Raw genomic sequence first — 16,165 nt, forward strand, 5'->3', positions numbered from 1 at the left:
CTGCCCCAAAAGCCAGGGCTCACGCTTCTGTATCCCGCACCCGGGCGGCCAATAGCTTAAACAGGATGTAGAGCACCGCAAAAACAGCCATGGCCACCAGCGCCCAGCGCTTCTTACGGTTCAGGTCGCGCCAGTAGTCGCGGTCGGCCTCTGTCTCCTGCAGGCGTTGTCGTATCACGCCGTTGGCCATGCGCTCGATCCGAAGCTCACGGCTCAGGGAGTCCAGCTGCACGGTGTCGGGCAGGTAAATGGTCTGGGTGATGTAAGTGGCCGTGCACGCGGGGCAGGGAGCGCTCCTCACGGCAGATTGGTCGCGGGGCAGGTCGGCAAGAAGGGGGCCAAGTTGCAACCGATCGGGGCGAAGGGCAGGCGGTGCGTAAATGGCCGGTGGGTAGAGCCGGGGCGGGAAGTGTTTGGCTGCATAGGCTTTGCCGTACTCCCGGGTGTACGCCTCGTTTTTATCCACGTACTCCGCCAGCTTCTCCGGGTTCTCCTCGAAGAACTTCTCGGCCTGGCGCTGGGTAGCGCAGGAACCCAGGAGCAGCAGCAAAAGTAGTATAAACGTGTGCCTCATATTGCGGTACCCTTGCCGGTTTACGGCTACTCGATGGATGTGTAACGAATGCGACCGTGTGCCCCTTGCCCTGAGTATGGCCGGTGAGAGCTGCAGCCAGAGTTCTTATACGAGAGTATACGCCACACGCTATATTTTTATACTTCTTTATTATGCCGCCGCCGCAGCGCCATGGCGCTGCTTTCCGTTTCCTGCATGCTTCCCAACTGCTTGCCAAATGCCTGCTGCCTGCCGTTTTGCTTAGGACTGGAGCAGCAGCATGCCTTGTGGAGCACCTGCTGTCAGAAGGGCAACCTCATCCCCTTATATACATTTCACCCTTCGTTGCGATACTTTCGCCTGCACCCATGCTACTTGTACTCAAAAGTGTGCTGCACCTGCCTTAAATTTAATACATTTGGCTTTTCTGTAACACACAGATTCCCATATGGAGTACAGACACGTTCACTATTGGCAATATGAACCGGGCGACGCAGAGGAGGTGGTGCTGGAGAGGGCCTTGTCGCTATGCCAGAAAGGGCGGCATGACGCGCTGCTCTCTGAGATAGCCTCCTTCATAACAGAGCAGACAGGGGTAAAATTTCTACTGATAGGACGCTTGTCTGACGACTTGCAGCACATCCACACGCTGGTTTTCATGGAGGACGGCAAGGCGATGGAAAATTACACGTACTCCCTTAAAGGCACCCCCTGCGACCAGACATTGTTGCAGCGCTTCTGCTACTACCCGTTTGGCGTGGCCCCCTGTTTTCCGGAGGACAAGGATCTGGAGGACCTGCAGATCGAGAGTTACCTGGGCAGCATGCTTCTCTCCGAGGATAACGAGCCTATAGGCCTGGTTGCGCTGATGGACACCAAGCAGATTGACAAAGCCGCCTTTGCCGAGCACCTGATCATGGTGCTGAGCCCGGCCATCGAAGAAGAGATAAAGATGATGCGGCTCTAGCCACGGCTTTGCAGGCTGCCAAATACTGCTATTGTCCGTATCTTTACCCCATGAACCGTTTCCTCTCCAGAACACAGGCAGCAGACCTGTTGCAGCACCTGCTCTCGTCCGGCATCCCCACCGAGTATGAGCCAGAGAAGCACCGACTGGCGCTCCTTAGCGAGACAAGGGATGTGCTGGCGCATTTCCGGTTGCCGATCACGCTGCCCTTCCCGGAGACGGGGCGACTGGTAAACTACGTGATCCTGCTCATACAGTCCGGCAACTGCGCCATGGGCTTTTTCAGGGATGGCGTAAACCTGGACCACAAGGTATGGCGCTCGTACATGGTGCGTAAGAAGCAGGGCAAAAGCCAGATCAAGTACCTCAAGACTAAAGGCAAGTCCAGGGCAGGCTCGCGGGTGCGGCTGGGGGAAACGGCAGAGTTCTTCGAAAACATAAACGGCAGGCTGCAGGAGTATTTTGAAGAGCACGAAGTGCACCGGATTGCTATCAGCTGCTCTAAAACACTGCTCCCCTACCTCTACAATTCCAAGGTAGCCACTCCATTCGACAAGCACGACCCGCGCCTCTTCAAGATCCCCAGGCACATCCACCCCCCCATTTATGAGGTGCTGCTGGACGCTAACCGCTTTCTGCAACGCGGCGAACTGATTTACGGCGATGCGCAGCAGGCAATGGCTGAAAAACTGCTGCTAAGCGCCGGGATCTCCGCCGAGGCAATGGCAATACCAGAGGAAACTTACCCGGATGGCGGGACGGAATGGGATGAGGACTTCGTTGACGAGGATGAAATCTACCTTGACGAGGAAGAGGATGATATAACGGAGTGGTAAGGAGTTAGGGAGTGACCATGCGGCCTGAAGTACGGCGCTTACGGCACCCCATTGTCTTGGATCCTGACTTTTAGCTGCTCGGCCATTTTCAGGATCACTTTCACTACACCTCCTGGGCATGCTTGCCGGCCTGCGCCAACACCTCCTGCTCGGTTTTCCTTTTAATCACCTCCGCAGCCGAAGCCGACATCGCAGCATGCGAGCGTTTTCATAGGCTCCGTATGTAAACCGGAACGATTGGCCCTGATACTAGCAGGTACTCGCAACGCGTGATGATAATTTATACTTATGGTGCGCCACGAATTATACTTTGCCATAGTGATACAACACCAGAAATATCCTATGCGTGTTTTAGCGGTGTATAGGTGGGTTCTCTCCTTCTGCCTTAGCTGGTGCCTTTTTGGCCCAGGGCCAGCCGTCAGCCTGCGGGCGTGGTGTTACCCAGCTTTTGGCACCCCAGGCATAGGGCACAGCGGCCAGGTTCACTTCAGGGTCTACGATCGGGTGGCGTCGGTAGCCGTTGAGGCTGAGCTGGGAGATGGCATACACCTCCGGCTCCTGCATGCCCTGCCGTTTGTACTCGGCTTTCAGAAACTGCGCGAACTGCCAGATCATGTCGGGGTGCTTCGGCAGCTCTTTTAGCTGCTCCTTCACAAGATACCTCCTGGGGAAAACGGTTTCCTGATGCCCGGTGGCGGCGTCTTTCACCCTGTAGTACACGGAGCCTTGCTTGGTGCGCAGCATCATGCGCCACGAAAAACGGTGCCCCTCCTCGGTCCAGTTCACATCGCCCGGGATAAAGAAGTGCCGCAGCGGGAACAGCAGTTGCCAGCCCAGATAAAGTATAAAGAACTGCACCCCCAGCCGCAGCTGCCAGCGTGGTTGCTGCAGGGGCAGGCGCTCCAGCAGCCGTGGGTCCGTCTCCTTTCTGAAAAACCAGCGGGCTATCTGCTCCGGTGTAAAGAATAGCACGTTGGCCGCGATCATGAAGTAGGGGAACACGCCCACATGAAAGACTGCGGAGTTGAAGATGTGGAAACCAAAGGCTACCCAAAAAGCCGCCATGCGCGTGCGGGGCCACAGTAGCGCAAAGCCGATCAGGAAATCAAACATCACACCGCCCCACACCACCAGCTGTATCATGGCAGGCGTGTTCAGGTAGGGCCCGATCACGTAGAAGTGCGTTTTGGCTCCCATCCAGATGCTCATCGACTTAGCCGCCAACCAATCGGGCTGCACCTTGGCCACGCCGGCGTAGAAGTATACCAACAGCAGCTGCAGGCGGAAAAGCCAAAGCGTCCATTGCGGGGCCACCTCGCTTTCCAGCTCCGGCCGCCGCCGTACGTCCCAGGACAGCTTGCGGTGTGCCGGCAGCAGCACCATGAGCCCGCTCACGAGCATGATAAGATAGTGGTGGTTGAGGTAATGCGTCTTCTCGGAGAAGAAGCTGTAACTGAACAGCAGAAAGAACAGGAAAGAAGCCAGTTTGTAATGCCAGCCCACCAGGATCAGGAGGCCCAGCAGCGCCATCAGCAAGTATACGTACACCATGCCATTGCCCGGCAGCGGCTTTATCCACTCCAGCCCGATGTAGCCAAAGTGGAAGGTTGGCTCCACGTAATGCTCCTGCACCCAGTCGATAAGCACGGCCCCTACCCCCTCACAAAACATCAGCAGCCCGAAAAGTATACGGAAGTATACCAGCGGGTAAATCCCGATCGGCTTCAGGAGCTGTCTCACAAGTATACGCATCTTGGATGGAGGCTGGTTATACCTACGAAAGTATAAATTATACTGATGATTCAAAGTATAATACCACCTCGGTTTCAGCTTCTTTTAAGAAATGCCTTGCACTGTGCCTGCATACCGTAAAACCTGCACCGCCTTCCTGTAAAATACTGATCAGAAGCATTCTTTCACCTGAGCTTTGTCATCGGTCACGTATACCCTGTTCTAGACCTTTGCGGAACCATATCGGAAGATCAACTTAAATCAATAAACTATGGAAGGAAGCACAGCAAGACAATTTGCGGGTAAAGTGGCCCTGGTAACAGGGGCCTCCTCGGGTATAGGCAAGGCGGCAGCCTTGCAGTATGCGCGCGAGGGTGCCCGTGTAGTGGTGTCAGACATTACCCAAGACAGGGGCCAGCAGGTGGTGGAGGAGATAAAGCAGGCTGGCGGTGATGCCATCTTCGTGACGGCGGATGTTGCCCGGCCGGAGGATTGCGAGCAGTTGGTGCAGCAAACGGTAAAGGAGTTTGGCCGCCTGGACATTGCCTTCAACAACGCCGGCATTGGTGGTGAGCAGAACCCCGTGGGCGAGATGAGCATCGAAGGCTGGAACAAAGTAATTGCAGTTAACCTGAGCAGCGTGTTTTACTGCATGCACTACCAGATCCGCCAAATGCTGCAAAATGGTGGCGGGGCCATTGTGAACAACTCCTCCATCCTGGGGCAGGTGGGCTTTGCCAACTCGGCGGCCTATGTCGCGGCCAAGCATGGCGTGGTGGGCCTCACCCAAAACGCCGCGCTGGAGTACTCTGCCAAGGGCGTACGCGTCAACGCCGTAGGCCCAGCCTTTATCCGCACCCCTTTGATAGCAGACATGGGCGAGGATGTGCTGCAGATGCTCACCAAAATGCATCCCATCGGGCGGCTGGGCGAGGCAGAAGAGGTATCGGAGCTGGTCATCTGGCTGAGTTCAGACAAAGCCTCCTTCGTAACCGGTGCCTACTATACCGTGGACGGCGCTTACCTGGCGCAGTGAGGTATAAAATATAGGCCAGGCAGGTGTAGAGCTACTCTCTGCCTGGCCTATATTTCTTTTTCCTGGCGCTGTGCCTTTGCACAGCCCCTGCCTTGGGCTGCCGCAGTTACCTTACAAGCGGCTGTGACGGATCAGGAAAGGTTACTCTACTGTCGCGTACGCACAGCTTACAGTGGGATTAAAGGGAGCGTACATACCGGAAGGATTGTGCTTCCACACCCAGGCATGTAGCTGGTAATGCGGGAAAGGAGGTCCGCCAGAGCCCGGGGCACGGTGATCATCAAACGCTACGCTGCCTAACATAGGCGGGCTGTCGTGCAAAGGGTCCCAGGCAGCGGCTACGACCACATATTCAGCGGCCACAAGCTGCATGCGGCCGTTTTTCTGTGGCTCGTAAACAAGTGTCTCTGGCATGGTGGGGTCCACTACCCCGTCAACCAGCGCACCTTTTACATAGTGATGCCCCATGCCGCCGAGCGGGGTGGCAACACACTCGCTGGACAGCACATAACCGTCGGCCTCAGCGGCCTCCACCCGGTGGTAACGAGCTGTTGCGCGCCTGATCTGGGCCTCCAGCCTCACCTGCATCACAGCAGCTGACAGATCCGGCCCTGTAGCTTCCTGCCGGCTCTCGCTTGCCAGTTCTGCTGGAGCCGGCGCCTCGTCTGCCCCGGGGTCGCAGCCAGAAAAGAGCAGCGGCAGAGCCAAGAGCATCAAATTCCTGAAAATTTGAAAGTAATTTTTACGTGTAACCATAGTAGAGAATAGAATTATACTTAAAACACACAGACATACAAGCACCTACAGCCTGCTTCCCTCCATTCTGGAAGAAGCAAGGCATGCGTAACGAAGAGGCTGAACTAACAAAGGCCAGCGGTTACAAGAGGCAGGTAACCAGGGTGTTTTGGCTGGCAAGCAAGTAGTTGATTGCGATCTGTTCTGTGCTTCCCGAAAGGCAAGGCACAGCTGACACTGACAGCTCTTCCTATACGGAACGCATTACTTTTGTTGCCTTTTATAAATAAAAAATATAATAAATCATACTCAGGAATACTATCACAGCTTAACAAGAAAGTAAGCTGTAACAATTTCTAAGTAAAACGAGCGACACCTTACCCATGCAAGTAACCGAGGACAGAAAACCTAGCCAACAGGCCCTGAAGCTGGACAGGCAGCATCCGTGGCATAGCCTGGAGTCTGCAGAAGTGCTCCGCCTCCTGCAAACCTCCCCTGATGAAGGGCTTAGCGATGAAGAAGTGGAACAGCGTAAAGAGCAGTTCGGGCTCAACCTCATGACGCCTAAAAAGCAACAAAGCGCCTGGACAAGGTTCCTGCTGCAGTTTCATCAGCCGCTTATTTATATTCTGCTGGCTGCCACGGTGGTTACCCTGTTTCTGGAGGAGTACATCGATGCGATCGTCATTTTTGCGGTCGTGTTTGTGAACGCCATTATCGGCTATGTGCAGGAGTCGAAGGCGCTGGAGGCCATTGATGCACTGGCAAAAAGCATGACGGCCCGGGCACAGGTGATCCGGAACGGCAAAAAACAGCACATGGAGGCACAGGAGCTGGTACCCGGCGATATCGTGCTGGTGCAGTCCGGCGACAAGTTTCCGGCCGATGTGCGCCTGGTACGAACCCGCGACCTGAAGGTAGATGAATCGGCACTGACCGGGGAGTCTGTGGCCGTGGAGAAGGAGGATGCCCCTGTAGCCGCTGATGATGTGCTGGGCGACCGTGTGGGCATGGGCTTCTCCTCTACCGTGGTTACCTATGGGCAAGGCAAAGGCGTTGTAACCGCCACCGGCGACCACACGGAGGTGGGGAAGATACAAACCTCTATTTCTGCAGCCCAGGACATGGAAACGCCGCTTACCCGCAAAATAAAGGAATTCAGCAGCCTGCTGCTATGGGTTATCCTGGGCTTGTCGGCCGCCCTTTTTGCCGTAGAGTACCTCCGGGGCGCGCCGGCAGGCGAAACGTTTATGGTGGCTGTGGCCCTGGCCGTGGGCGCTATTCCGGAGGGCTTGCCGGTAGCCGTTACCATCATGCTGGCGTTGGGGGTATCCAAAATGGCCAGGCGCCGCGCCATTATCCGCAAGCTGGTAGCCGTGGAAACCCTGGGCAGCACCAACGTGATCTGCTCTGACAAAACGGGGACACTCACGGAGAACCAAATGACGGTGCAGCAGGTAATGGCCGGGGGCAAAAAGTATAGTGTGTCCGGCCTGGGGTACAGGCCAGATGGCGAAGTGCTGGAAGAGGACAAGCCTGCCGACCTAAGTATAAACGCGGCACTGGAGCAGTGCCTGAAAGCCGGCCTGCTCTGCAACGACAGCACCCTGCGCGAGAAGGAAGGCCAATGGGCCATAGAGGGCGACCCAACCGAGGGCGCCCTGATCGTGGCTGCTAAAAAAGCTAAGTTGGAGGCGGGCAAGCTGGAGAAGGAGCACCCGCGCAAAGACGCTATCCCGTTTGAATCGGAGTACCAGTACATGGCCACCCTCCACGGCGGGTCTGGGCCCGTCATCTACCTGAAGGGATCTGTTGAGGCCATACTGGAACGCAGCGCTGAAATGATGCTGCCGGACGGCGAAATAACTGCCCTGGACCGGGAGGCAATAAACCGGCAGGTGGAACAAATGGCAGCGGAAGGCTTGCGCGTACTGGCTTTTGCCATGGGCAAGGCTCCTGCAGATACAACCCACATTGCGCATGACAGCACCCGGAGAGGCATGGTGTTTCTGGGGGTGCAGGGTATGATAGATCCGCCGCGCAAGGAAGCAATGGAGGCTGTAAAGCTATGCCAGCAGGCAGGCATAGAGGTGAAGATGATTACCGGCGACCATGCCGTAACAGCCGCGGCCATCTCCAGCCAGATAGGCCTGAAAGGCCGCGAAGAGAACGGGAAGCTGGTAGCCATAACGGGCAAGGAGCTGCAGCAGATAGATGACAAAACCCTGGAGACGGTGGCGGAGGAGGTAGCGGTTTTCGCACGCGTGGCGCCCGACCAGAAACTGCGCCTGGTAAAGGCGCTGCAGGCCCGCGACCACATTGTGGCCATGACGGGCGATGGCGTGAATGACGGCCCGGCCCTAAAGCAGGCCAACATCGGCATCGCCATGGGCATTACGGGTACCGATGTGGCCAAGGATGCCTCTGACATGGTGCTTACCGACGACAACTTCTCATCCATTGAAGGAGCCGTGGAAGAGGGCCGCAGCGTGTTCGACAACCTCACGAAGTTCATCGTCTGGACACTGCCGACCAACCTGGGCGAAGGGTTGGCGATACTCTCTGCCGTTATACTTGGCACGCAGCTGCCCTTGCAGCCGGTGCAACTGCTGTGGATCAACATGACCACCTCCGTCCTGTTGGGACTTACCCTAGCCTTCGAGCCAAAAGAGCCCGGCATCATGGATAGGCCGCCGCGCCCATCAGAGGAGCCGATCCTTACCTTTGACCTGATCATGCGGACCCTACTGGTGGGGGTGTTGCTACTGATCGCGTCCTATGGATTATACCTGTACGAAGTGAGCCAAGGGGCCTCAAGGCCGGAGGCGCAGACCGTGGCCACCACCGTGTTTGTGGTACTGGAGTCTTTTTACCTGCTTAACTGCCGCTCTTTGGTTAGGCCAATGGGCACGATCGGTTTCTTCACCAACATGTGGGTGTACTACGGCATCGCCATCATGTTCTTTCTTCAGGCACTGTTCATCTACACGCCGCTCATGAACACCTTATTCGGCTCCAGCCCACTGGGGGTGTGGCAGGTGCTGCGTGTTTTCGGGGCCGGCGTAGCGCTGCTTGCCATCGTTTCTACCGAAAAGTATATCCGTTTTAAACTGGCTAGCCGCAAACCCGCCCCTGCAGACAGCAAGAGGTAGCCACTCAGGTAAAGAAAAGCCCCAGGCACAGTAACAGTACCTGGGGCTTTCGCTGCTTTCAGTCTATTTGCTGGCTTAACGCTCCATTAGTTTGTAGAACCACTTTTTGCGTTTCTTCTCTCCGGCAAACATCAGCACGATGCCGCCCACTACGGCAGCGCCAACGGCCACACGCGTTATCATTCCGGCTGGGTCATGCTTCCATTGGGCTCCATAACCTTTCTCGGCAAAGATATTTGGCGCTTTACCATCCTTCATATCCTCTACAAGCCCCTCTACCACGTTCACGCGGTCAGCTATCAGCAGCGGAAGCCAGTGCAGGTAGCTGTTCTCGCTGTACTTGAAGGCAAACCTGCGGATCATGCCGCTCAGCCCACTGGGCGGGGCGGCCGTTCCGAACACAGCCGTGACATTTGGCCTCTCGATAGAATGCAGCACCTCCATGTTGATAGGCTGCTGCGGTGGCCGCTCCCAGGAGTAGCCTTTCTGCTCCTCGTCGGTGCGGTGCTTTATGGGATAAGTCGGATCGTTTTTCGGATCTGCGTCAATACCCCAGCCATTTATATGCGAATAATCTTTTACTTCGTCCATAGTTCTTGGTTTACATGTTTGCTGATGGTGGAATAAGAACTGGCTTAATGCAGTTGTCGAGCTTCTCTGCGAAGATACGGTAGGCATCTGCTACCTCCTCCAGCGGCACGCGGTGCGTGATCAGCTGCTTTGGTTTAATCACCCCGTTCTGCACGTGATCGATCAAGCGCGGCAGCAGGCGCTTCACGGAGGCTTGGTTGGCGCGGATAGTAATGCCTTTATTCAGCACGTTACCGATCGGCACCAGGTTATCAGTTGGCCCATACACGCCCACTATCGATACAATACCTCCTTTCTTCACGGCGTTGATGGCCCAATGCAAGGCCGTGGCTGAGCCTGCCTGTAGCAATAGCTTGCGCCCGGTAATGGTTTGCAGCACGTTACCGGCCGCCTCTGCGCCAACCGCGTCGATACAGACGTCTGCCCCCATCCAATCGGTGGTCTTTTTCACGAACACCACCGGGTCGTCCATCTCCAAGAAGTTATAAGCCTCGCACTGCGAGTAGTTGCGGGCAAACTCCAGGCGGTAATCCTCTTTGTCGATCACGATCACGCGACCGGCGCCGAAGAGCCAGGAGCACTTGGCCGCCATAATCCCGATTGGCCCGGCCCCGAAAACCACCACAGTGTCTCCTTTCTGTATACCTCCCATCTCGGCGGCCTGATAGCCCGTTGGCACCACGTCAGTCAGCATCACGGCGTCGTCCAGGTCCATACCTTCTGGTATCACGGTTGGCCCCACGTCGGCATAAGGCACACGCACATACTCTGCCTGCCCGCCATTATAGCCCCCGGCCGTATGGGAGTAACCGAAAATGCCCCCTACAGCGGTGGCCTGAGAATTAGCCTCATGGCAGTTGCCGTACAGCTCCTGCTTGCAGAAGGCGCACCGGCCACAGGCGATGTTGAAAGGCACAATAACCTTATCACCCACTTTCAGTTTCTGCACATCAGGCCCAATTTCTTCCACTACGCCCACAAACTCGTGGCCAAAGGTGGAGCCAACGCGGGTATCGGGTACGTTGCCGTTATACAGGTGGAGGTCGGAGCCACAGATACAGGAGCGGAGCACCCGGACGATGGCATCTTCCGGATGCAATATCTCGGGCATGGGTTTGTCATCAATGCGGACCCTTTTGGGCCCACGATAGTTCATGGCCTTCATAAGCTTGTTTTCAGTTTACGTTACAAAATTTCATCTCAGGTGCGTTTCCTGCACACAGGCCTAGATTCCTGGGCAGAGACAGGGCAAGCGCCTTGGATATATCCATACTTATATGCACCTCCAAAGTTTCAGAAAGGGTGATTTTGTGCAGTGGCTCTATATTTAAAAAATACTATAAAGCAGGCACAAAGCAGGGGCCAGGAGGTCTAAAATGGTAGGATGAACAGCAGCCTCTGCCTCAGGATGGGGTCGCCTGTAGATTAAGCTTTGCCTGCTTGCCGCTAGTGGCGGATAATCCGGCCGTCCTCCATCTCGATGATGCGGCCGCTCCGCTCGGCAAAGCTTTGGTCGTGCGTTACGATGAGCAGGGTCTGGTTGTGCTCCTGGGCCAGCTCCTTGAAGATGTCGAACACCATGTCGCTGTTCTTCATATCCAGGTTGCCGGTGGGCTCGTCGCCCATGATGATGTGCGGGTCGTTGATAAGGGCGCGGGCAATGGCCACCCGCTGTTTTTCTCCCCCGGATATCCGAAAGGCATTTTTGGTGGCCAGGTGGTCGATGCCCAGAATCTTGAGGCGCTCTATGGCCCGGTGCTCCACTTCCTGCTCACTGTACTTGCCCAGCTTCAGGCCCGGCAGCATAACGTTGCGCAGCACCGTAAACTCGTTGAGCAGGTAGTGAAACTGAAACACGAAGCCGATCTTCTCGTTCCGCACCCGCGCCAGTTCCACGTCGCTCTTGCCGGTCATCAGCTCATTGTCTATCAGCAATTCGCCCTGGTAATCGGTGTCCATGGTGGAAAGGATGTACAGCAGCGTGGACTTGCCGCACCCCGACTTGCCGATCACCGACACAAACTCTCCTTTCCGTACCGAGAAGGTAATATCCGACAGCACCTGCACCGTTACCGGGTCGTGGAACTGCTTGTTGATGTGCCTTGCCTCCAGAATGATGTCGTGCATGCTATGCGCTGTTCGGTGTTGTAAAGTATACATTTGTTTCCCCGCCTGCCCCACAAACAGCTTATTTCCCCCTGATGATCTCCACCGGATCTACCTTGCTGGCTTTCCGGGCCGGGAAGAAACCCGCAAAATAGGTGGTGATGAGCGAGAAGGAGCCGCCGATAAAATAGTAAATCGGGTTGTAGTTGACCGGGTATGTTTTGATGGTGGGGAGCGCTGCCGTGTTGAAAGGGATGCTGTCGATGATGAGGGAAAAGATGAAGCCAAAGACCAAGCCGACCACCCCGCCGAAGAAGCCGATGCTCAGGGCGATCAGCAGGAACACGCGGTTCACGTCGCTCCCCGAGAAGCCGGTGGCCTTCAGGATGGCAATGGAATCCATTTTCTCATAGATCATCATGTTCAGGATATTGAAGATGCCGAAGCCCGCCACGATGAGCAACACAATGCCCACCGCGTAGGAGATCAGCGACCTGATGTTGCTGCCCGTCTCAAACTGCGCGTTGGCAGTTTGGATATCCTCCGCGTCTACCCCAAACTTCTCGCTGTAGGCCGCCGCCACGGCAGGTGCCAGGCTAAGGTCGTGCAGCTTCACCTGGATGTCGGTCACGTAGCTGGCCGGCTTGCCCAGCAGTTTCTGCGTGGTGCTGATGGAGGCATAGCTCTGCACCTTATCGATCTCCTGTATCCCTGACTGAAAATAGCCTACCACTTTGAGTGAAAAGCGCTCGCCCTGCGGGGTGGTTACCTGCACCACATCGCCTATATCCGCCACCAGGATCTCGGCCAGGCCTTTGCCAAGTATAATACTGTTAGCCACATTCTTCACGTCTATCGCGTTGCCCGCCGTCACATAGTCCTCGAAGTTGAACAGCCGCATCTCCTCCTCCACCTCAATGCCGCTGATGGTGCCGGAGATATCAATGGTGCCCTCATTGAAAAAAACCTGCGTATTAAGCTTTGGTGCCACCCCCAGCACCCGCGCATCGTTTCTGACGGCCTGCATAATAGGGCCGCTGTTGTAGATCTCCTGCCGCGAGACGCCCGACTTTACCGAGCTGATGAAGTTGTAGGTGTCCTTGTAATCGGGGTGTGCCAGCACAGGCTGGTTTTCGCTGGGCTTAATCTCGTTGTAGAGCCGGATGTGCGGCGTCCGGTTAAGGATGAGACCGTCCAGCAAATCGTTGAGGCCGTTCATAAAGCCCAGCAGCGTGATGAACATGGCGATACTGAACGTTACCCCGACGGCAGCCACCAGCGTCTGCCGCCAGCGGGCCAGCAGCAGCGATTTGGCTATGCCGAAGATGAGTCTGCTGTTCATCGTCCTGGTTTTAGTAGCACCTCCCCCTCGCTTACCCCCTTCAGTATCTCCACCTTCTGGTAATCCATCAACCCGGTTTCAACAGGTACCTTCTCCTGCTCTTCCGTCAGCACATACCCCCCGTCCACCAGGTACTCGCGCGGTATGGTGAGCGCGTTCTTTTTGGCCTGTATGATGATGTTGGCCTCGGTGGTGAGGTTCGGGTAAAGGGCAGGCGGCGCGGTAACGAAAGTAGCCTCCACGGTAAAGGAGCGGGTGCGCTCGTTCATGGCCGGGTTTATCTTGGATACCTTGCCCTCAAACACCTGCCCTTTGTAGCTATCCAGGTTCAGCAGGACCTTTTGCCCTGGCTTCACCCGCGCGATGTCATACTCATCCACCTGCAGCTCCAGGATAAAGTCCCCGGCGCTGCCCACCACGGCCACCGGCGTCTGCGGGCTCACCAGTTCGCCCTGCTCCCGCAGCACGTCGTATACTTTGCCGTTTGTCTCGCTTTTCACCGTGTAGTCCTCCGTCAGGGTGCGGCTTATCTCCAAGCTCTTTTGCGACTGGCGCGCGGCAAACTCCAGCTGCTTTTTAAGGTCGTTGTAGCGGAGCGCGGCAGACTTGTAGGCGGTAAGGGAGTTCTGGTAGCTAAGCTCCCGCTGCTCCAGTTCTACCTTCGTGCCGATCTGGTTAGCCCAGAGGTTGCGCTGACGGGCCAGCAGCAGCGAGTCTGTTTTCATTTTGCTCCGTGCCAACTCTATCGCCTCCTGCGCCTCCTTTAGTTTTTCAGTGTTGGCCCCCACCCGGTTATACTCTGCCGCGATGCGGGCATTTTCGGTGTTCAGGCGCGCGGTTTCGTTGTCCAGCCTCATCAGTGGGTCGCCTTTCTTCACCACGTCTCCTTCTGTCACCAATATCTGCTGTATCACCCCGCTTACAGTCGGGAACACCTGGTGCTGGTTCTGGCTCTTCACTACACCCGAGGCATAGACAGACTCTGTGATATCCTCCACTGTAGGCTGCGTCTTCTCCTGCTTCTCGCCACACGCGGCAAGTAGAAGCAGGCCCAGGATGGGAAGTAAGTATGGCTTCATGCGGTTCCTCATTTTGCTACCCCTGTTGTTTTTCGGGCTTCTGAAGTAGATGAGCTGGGTAAAGCCCTGAACCCGCTCAAATGTAGCAGAAACTCAGGTATGAAAACATGATATTATACGTTTTTGTGTGCCTGCACCAAGTATAACACCTACCCTTTATACTTGGTTAGAACCCGGCGGCGGCATCATCGCCCCGTGGGTCTGCCCCGCCCTCCAGCCTGCCGCCGGGCAGCACCAGGATACCGGCAGCGCGCCCGATTCCGCCCGTGCGCGGCACTATCTTATGGCCCATGAACCACAGCCTCAGCCCGGGCCAGAACCCAATCGCTCCCCACTCCGACAGCACCCAGTCTGGCACCCACTGGTGGTGGAAGCGCCCCGCGTTAACGGCCCCCTGCATGGTGTGCCCATGCACCGTCACGTTCAGGATGATTTGGAACACAGTGGTGATGATGGTAGAGCCGCCCATACTTCCCACCACTATGTATAACTCCCCATCCTTCTCCAGGATGGTGGGGGTCATGGAGCTGAGCATGCGCTTGCCGGGAGCTATGGCGTTGGCCTCGCCGCCTACCAGGCCATAGTTGTTCGGGATGCCCGGCTTCACGCTGAAATCGTCCATCTCGTTGTTTAGGAGGAAACCCGCCCCCGCCACAAACACTTTGGCCCCGAAGCTGCTGTTGAGCGTGGTGGTAACGGAGATGGCATTGCCTGCGGCATCCACAATAGAGTAGTGGGTGGTGTTGGGACTCTCAGGCGGCGCTGGCGTGCCGGCGCCCACCTCTTCGCTGTCGGTGGCCTCCTCTGGGTCAAAACCTTTCATCCTGCTTTTGATGTAGGCAGGCTGCAACAGCCCCTGCACCGGCACTTTGTAAAAGTCCGGGTCGCCCAGGTGCATGGCCCGGTCGGCATATACCCTGCGCTCCGCCTCGATCATGAAATGAGCTCTTTCTGCCGTTTTGTAGCCCCACTCCTGCAGCGGGTAATCCTCTGCCAGGGTAAGCAGCTGTATTAGCGCAATGCCCCCGCTGGATGGTGGCGGCATGGAAATGATGCGGTAACCGTTTGCCTCTCCGGTTACCGGAGTGCGCCATTCCGAAGTATAGGCGGCCAGGTCTTCTTTGCTGATGATGCCTCCGCCCCGCGCCATCTCCGCCACGAGCAGGTCCGCGGTGGCGCCTTCGTAAAAGCCCACCCTGCCTTCGTCTCGGATCCGCTCCAGGGTTTGGGCCAGGTCCTGCAGGCGCAGCGTATCGCCCTGCCGCCAGCGCCCCCTAAGTATAAAACCGGGCCTTTTGGTGTTGTACCGGATAAAGTCCTGGCGTTGCCTGTTCAGTTTGCGGGCTTCCTTCTTCGTAAGCGGGAACCCGCGGGCGGCCAGTTCTATGGCCGGCTGCACCAGCTCCCGCCAGGGCATGCTGCCATACTTCCGGTGCAGTTTCACCATGCCATCCACAGTGCCGGGCACTCCCGCTGCCAGATGGCCTTTCGAGCTCAGGTTCTCTTCCACCTCCCCCTCCTTGTTCAGGTACATGTCGCGGTGCGCAGCCTGCGGGGCTTTTTCGCGGTAATCCAGGGCATCTATGCTGCCATCCTGCTGCCGCAGCACCAGAAAGCCGCCCCCGCCAATATTGCCGGCATCGGGGTACACCACCGCCAGCGCAAACTGCACCGCAATGGCTGCATCCGCCGCATTGCCGCCCCTTCTCATGATCTCTGCCCCCACCTCTGAGGCAAGTGGGTGCGCCGTCACCACCATGGCTTTATCGGTAACCAGCCCCCGCTCGTATACATCTCTGCCGCCGCAGCCTGTTAAAAGTATAACTACAAAAAAGAAGGTGATCTTTCGGATTAGCACGGGTATTGTCTTAGGTTCTGCTTTTTGATAAAGACTGTACCCATTCGCGGGCCTGTAGGTTGTAAACTGAGGCTGGAACAAACACTTCCACCTACTATTTCCTGCCCCCTTGCCGGTTGCCTGAGGCAGGTGACGGAACAGAATCTGCTGCTTGCCGTTCTTATCTAAACAACAGATAT

13 protein-coding genes are annotated in these 16,165 nt (G+C 56.4%); 4 read left to right on the top strand and 9 right to left on the bottom strand.

Annotation, left to right across the window (positions count from 1 at the left end; genetic code table 11):
- Positions 1-19: 19 nt before the first annotated feature.
- On the bottom strand, positions 20-574 hold the full coding sequence (locus PXG97_RS07460; RefSeq protein ID WP_276497124.1) for a hypothetical protein: 555 nt from the start codon (positions 572-574) through the stop codon (positions 20-22).
- 427 nt (positions 575-1,001) lie between these two features.
- Here PXG97_RS07460 and PXG97_RS07465 point away from each other — a divergent pair, with 427 nt between their 5' ends.
- Positions 1,002-1,520 (top strand): hypothetical protein, encoded by a 519-nt coding sequence (locus PXG97_RS07465; RefSeq protein WP_276497125.1) that lies wholly within the window; start codon positions 1,002-1,004, stop codon positions 1,518-1,520.
- Between the two features lie 50 nt (positions 1,521-1,570).
- Positions 1,571-2,356: a hypothetical protein gene (locus PXG97_RS07470; RefSeq protein ID WP_276497126.1), complete on the top strand. Its 786-nt coding sequence runs from the start codon at positions 1,571-1,573 to the stop codon at positions 2,354-2,356.
- Positions 2,357-2,707: 351 nt separating this feature from the next.
- Here PXG97_RS07470 and PXG97_RS07475 read toward each other — a convergent pair whose 3' ends face one another.
- Complete coding sequence (locus PXG97_RS07475) at positions 2,708-4,096, bottom strand: HTTM domain-containing protein (RefSeq protein WP_276497127.1); 1,389 nt, start codon at positions 4,094-4,096, stop codon at positions 2,708-2,710.
- A 262-nt stretch (positions 4,097-4,358) separates the two neighbouring features.
- Here PXG97_RS07475 and PXG97_RS07480 point away from each other — a divergent pair, with 262 nt between their 5' ends.
- Positions 4,359-5,123: an SDR family NAD(P)-dependent oxidoreductase gene (locus PXG97_RS07480; protein WP_276497128.1), complete on the top strand. Its 765-nt coding sequence runs from the start codon at positions 4,359-4,361 to the stop codon at positions 5,121-5,123.
- 141 nt (positions 5,124-5,264) lie between these two features.
- Here the strand turns inward: PXG97_RS07480 and PXG97_RS07485 are convergent, their stop codons facing one another.
- On the bottom strand, positions 5,265-5,879 hold the full coding sequence (locus PXG97_RS07485; protein ID WP_276497129.1) for a hypothetical protein: 615 nt from the start codon (positions 5,877-5,879) through the stop codon (positions 5,265-5,267).
- Positions 5,880-6,241: 362 nt separating this feature from the next.
- On the opposite strand from PXG97_RS07485, the gene PXG97_RS07490 reads away from it, so the two are divergent.
- On the top strand, positions 6,242-9,010 hold the full coding sequence (locus PXG97_RS07490; protein ID WP_276497130.1) for a cation-transporting P-type ATPase: 2,769 nt from the start codon (positions 6,242-6,244) through the stop codon (positions 9,008-9,010).
- 75 nt (positions 9,011-9,085) lie between these two features.
- On the opposite strand, the gene PXG97_RS07495 is transcribed toward PXG97_RS07490, so the two are convergent.
- The 6 genes from PXG97_RS07495 to ggt all read right to left on the bottom strand — a co-directional run bounded on the left by PXG97_RS07495 (position 9,086) and on the right by ggt (position 15,887).
- Positions 9,086-9,601: a hypothetical protein gene (locus PXG97_RS07495; protein WP_276497131.1), complete on the bottom strand. Its 516-nt coding sequence runs from the start codon at positions 9,599-9,601 to the stop codon at positions 9,086-9,088.
- A 10-nt stretch (positions 9,602-9,611) separates the two neighbouring features.
- Positions 9,612-10,766: a zinc-dependent alcohol dehydrogenase gene (locus tag PXG97_RS07500; RefSeq protein ID WP_276497132.1), complete on the bottom strand. Its 1,155-nt coding sequence runs from the start codon at positions 10,764-10,766 to the stop codon at positions 9,612-9,614.
- Between the two features lie 281 nt (positions 10,767-11,047).
- The gene (locus PXG97_RS07505) at positions 11,048-11,728 is read right to left on the bottom strand and encodes an ABC transporter ATP-binding protein (RefSeq protein WP_276497133.1); all 681 of its coding nucleotides are present in this window, start codon (positions 11,726-11,728) and stop codon (positions 11,048-11,050) included.
- A gap of 61 nt (positions 11,729-11,789) precedes the next feature.
- The gene (locus PXG97_RS07510; protein ID WP_276497134.1) at positions 11,790-13,049 is read right to left on the bottom strand and encodes an ABC transporter permease; all 1,260 of its coding nucleotides are present in this window, start codon (positions 13,047-13,049) and stop codon (positions 11,790-11,792) included.
- The gene (locus PXG97_RS07515) at positions 13,046-14,128 is read right to left on the bottom strand and encodes an efflux RND transporter periplasmic adaptor subunit (RefSeq protein ID WP_276497135.1); all 1,083 of its coding nucleotides are present in this window, start codon (positions 14,126-14,128) and stop codon (positions 13,046-13,048) included. The genes PXG97_RS07510 and PXG97_RS07515 overlap by 4 nt, the downstream gene beginning before the upstream one ends.
- Positions 14,129-14,294: 166 nt before the next feature.
- A complete protein-coding gene (gene ggt / locus PXG97_RS07520) occupies positions 14,295-15,887 on the bottom strand; it encodes a gamma-glutamyltransferase (protein ID WP_338088604.1) in 1,593 nt (530 codons plus the stop codon).
- Positions 15,888-16,165 lie beyond the last annotated feature (278 nt).

The organism is Pontibacter litorisediminis, assembly GCF_029360645.1.
Lineage (GTDB): Bacteria > Bacteroidota > Bacteroidia > Cytophagales > Hymenobacteraceae > Pontibacter > Pontibacter litorisediminis.

Bases quoted from the DNA above. Each gene is read 5' to 3' on its own strand.
- PXG97_RS07500 (WP_276497132.1), bottom strand. From the start codon at position 10,766: ATGAAGGCCATGAACTATCGTGGGCCCAAAAGGGTCCGCATTGATGAC.
- PXG97_RS07480 (WP_276497128.1), top strand. From the start codon at position 4,359: ATGGAAGGAAGCACAGCAAGACAATTTGCGGGTAAAGTGGCCCTGGTA.
- ggt (WP_338088604.1), bottom strand. From the start codon at position 15,887: ATGGTGGTGACGGCGCACCCACTTGCCTCAGAGGTGGGGGCAGAGATC.
- PXG97_RS07515 (WP_276497135.1), bottom strand. From the start codon at position 14,128: ATGAAGCCATACTTACTTCCCATCCTGGGCCTGCTTCTACTTGCCGCG.
- PXG97_RS07510 (WP_276497134.1), bottom strand. From the start codon at position 13,049: ATGAACAGCAGACTCATCTTCGGCATAGCCAAATCGCTGCTGCTGGCC.
- PXG97_RS07490 (WP_276497130.1), top strand. From the start codon at position 6,242: ATGCAAGTAACCGAGGACAGAAAACCTAGCCAACAGGCCCTGAAGCTG.
- PXG97_RS07505 (WP_276497133.1), bottom strand. From the start codon at position 11,728: ATGCACGACATCATTCTGGAGGCAAGGCACATCAACAAGCAGTTCCAC.
- PXG97_RS07495 (WP_276497131.1), bottom strand. From the start codon at position 9,601: ATGGACGAAGTAAAAGATTATTCGCATATAAATGGCTGGGGTATTGAC.
- PXG97_RS07460 (WP_276497124.1), bottom strand. From the start codon at position 574: ATGAGGCACACGTTTATACTACTTTTGCTGCTGCTCCTGGGTTCCTGC.
- PXG97_RS07470 (WP_276497126.1), top strand. From the start codon at position 1,571: ATGAACCGTTTCCTCTCCAGAACACAGGCAGCAGACCTGTTGCAGCAC.
- PXG97_RS07485 (WP_276497129.1), bottom strand. From the start codon at position 5,879: ATGGTTACACGTAAAAATTACTTTCAAATTTTCAGGAATTTGATGCTC.
- PXG97_RS07465 (WP_276497125.1), top strand. From the start codon at position 1,002: ATGGAGTACAGACACGTTCACTATTGGCAATATGAACCGGGCGACGCA.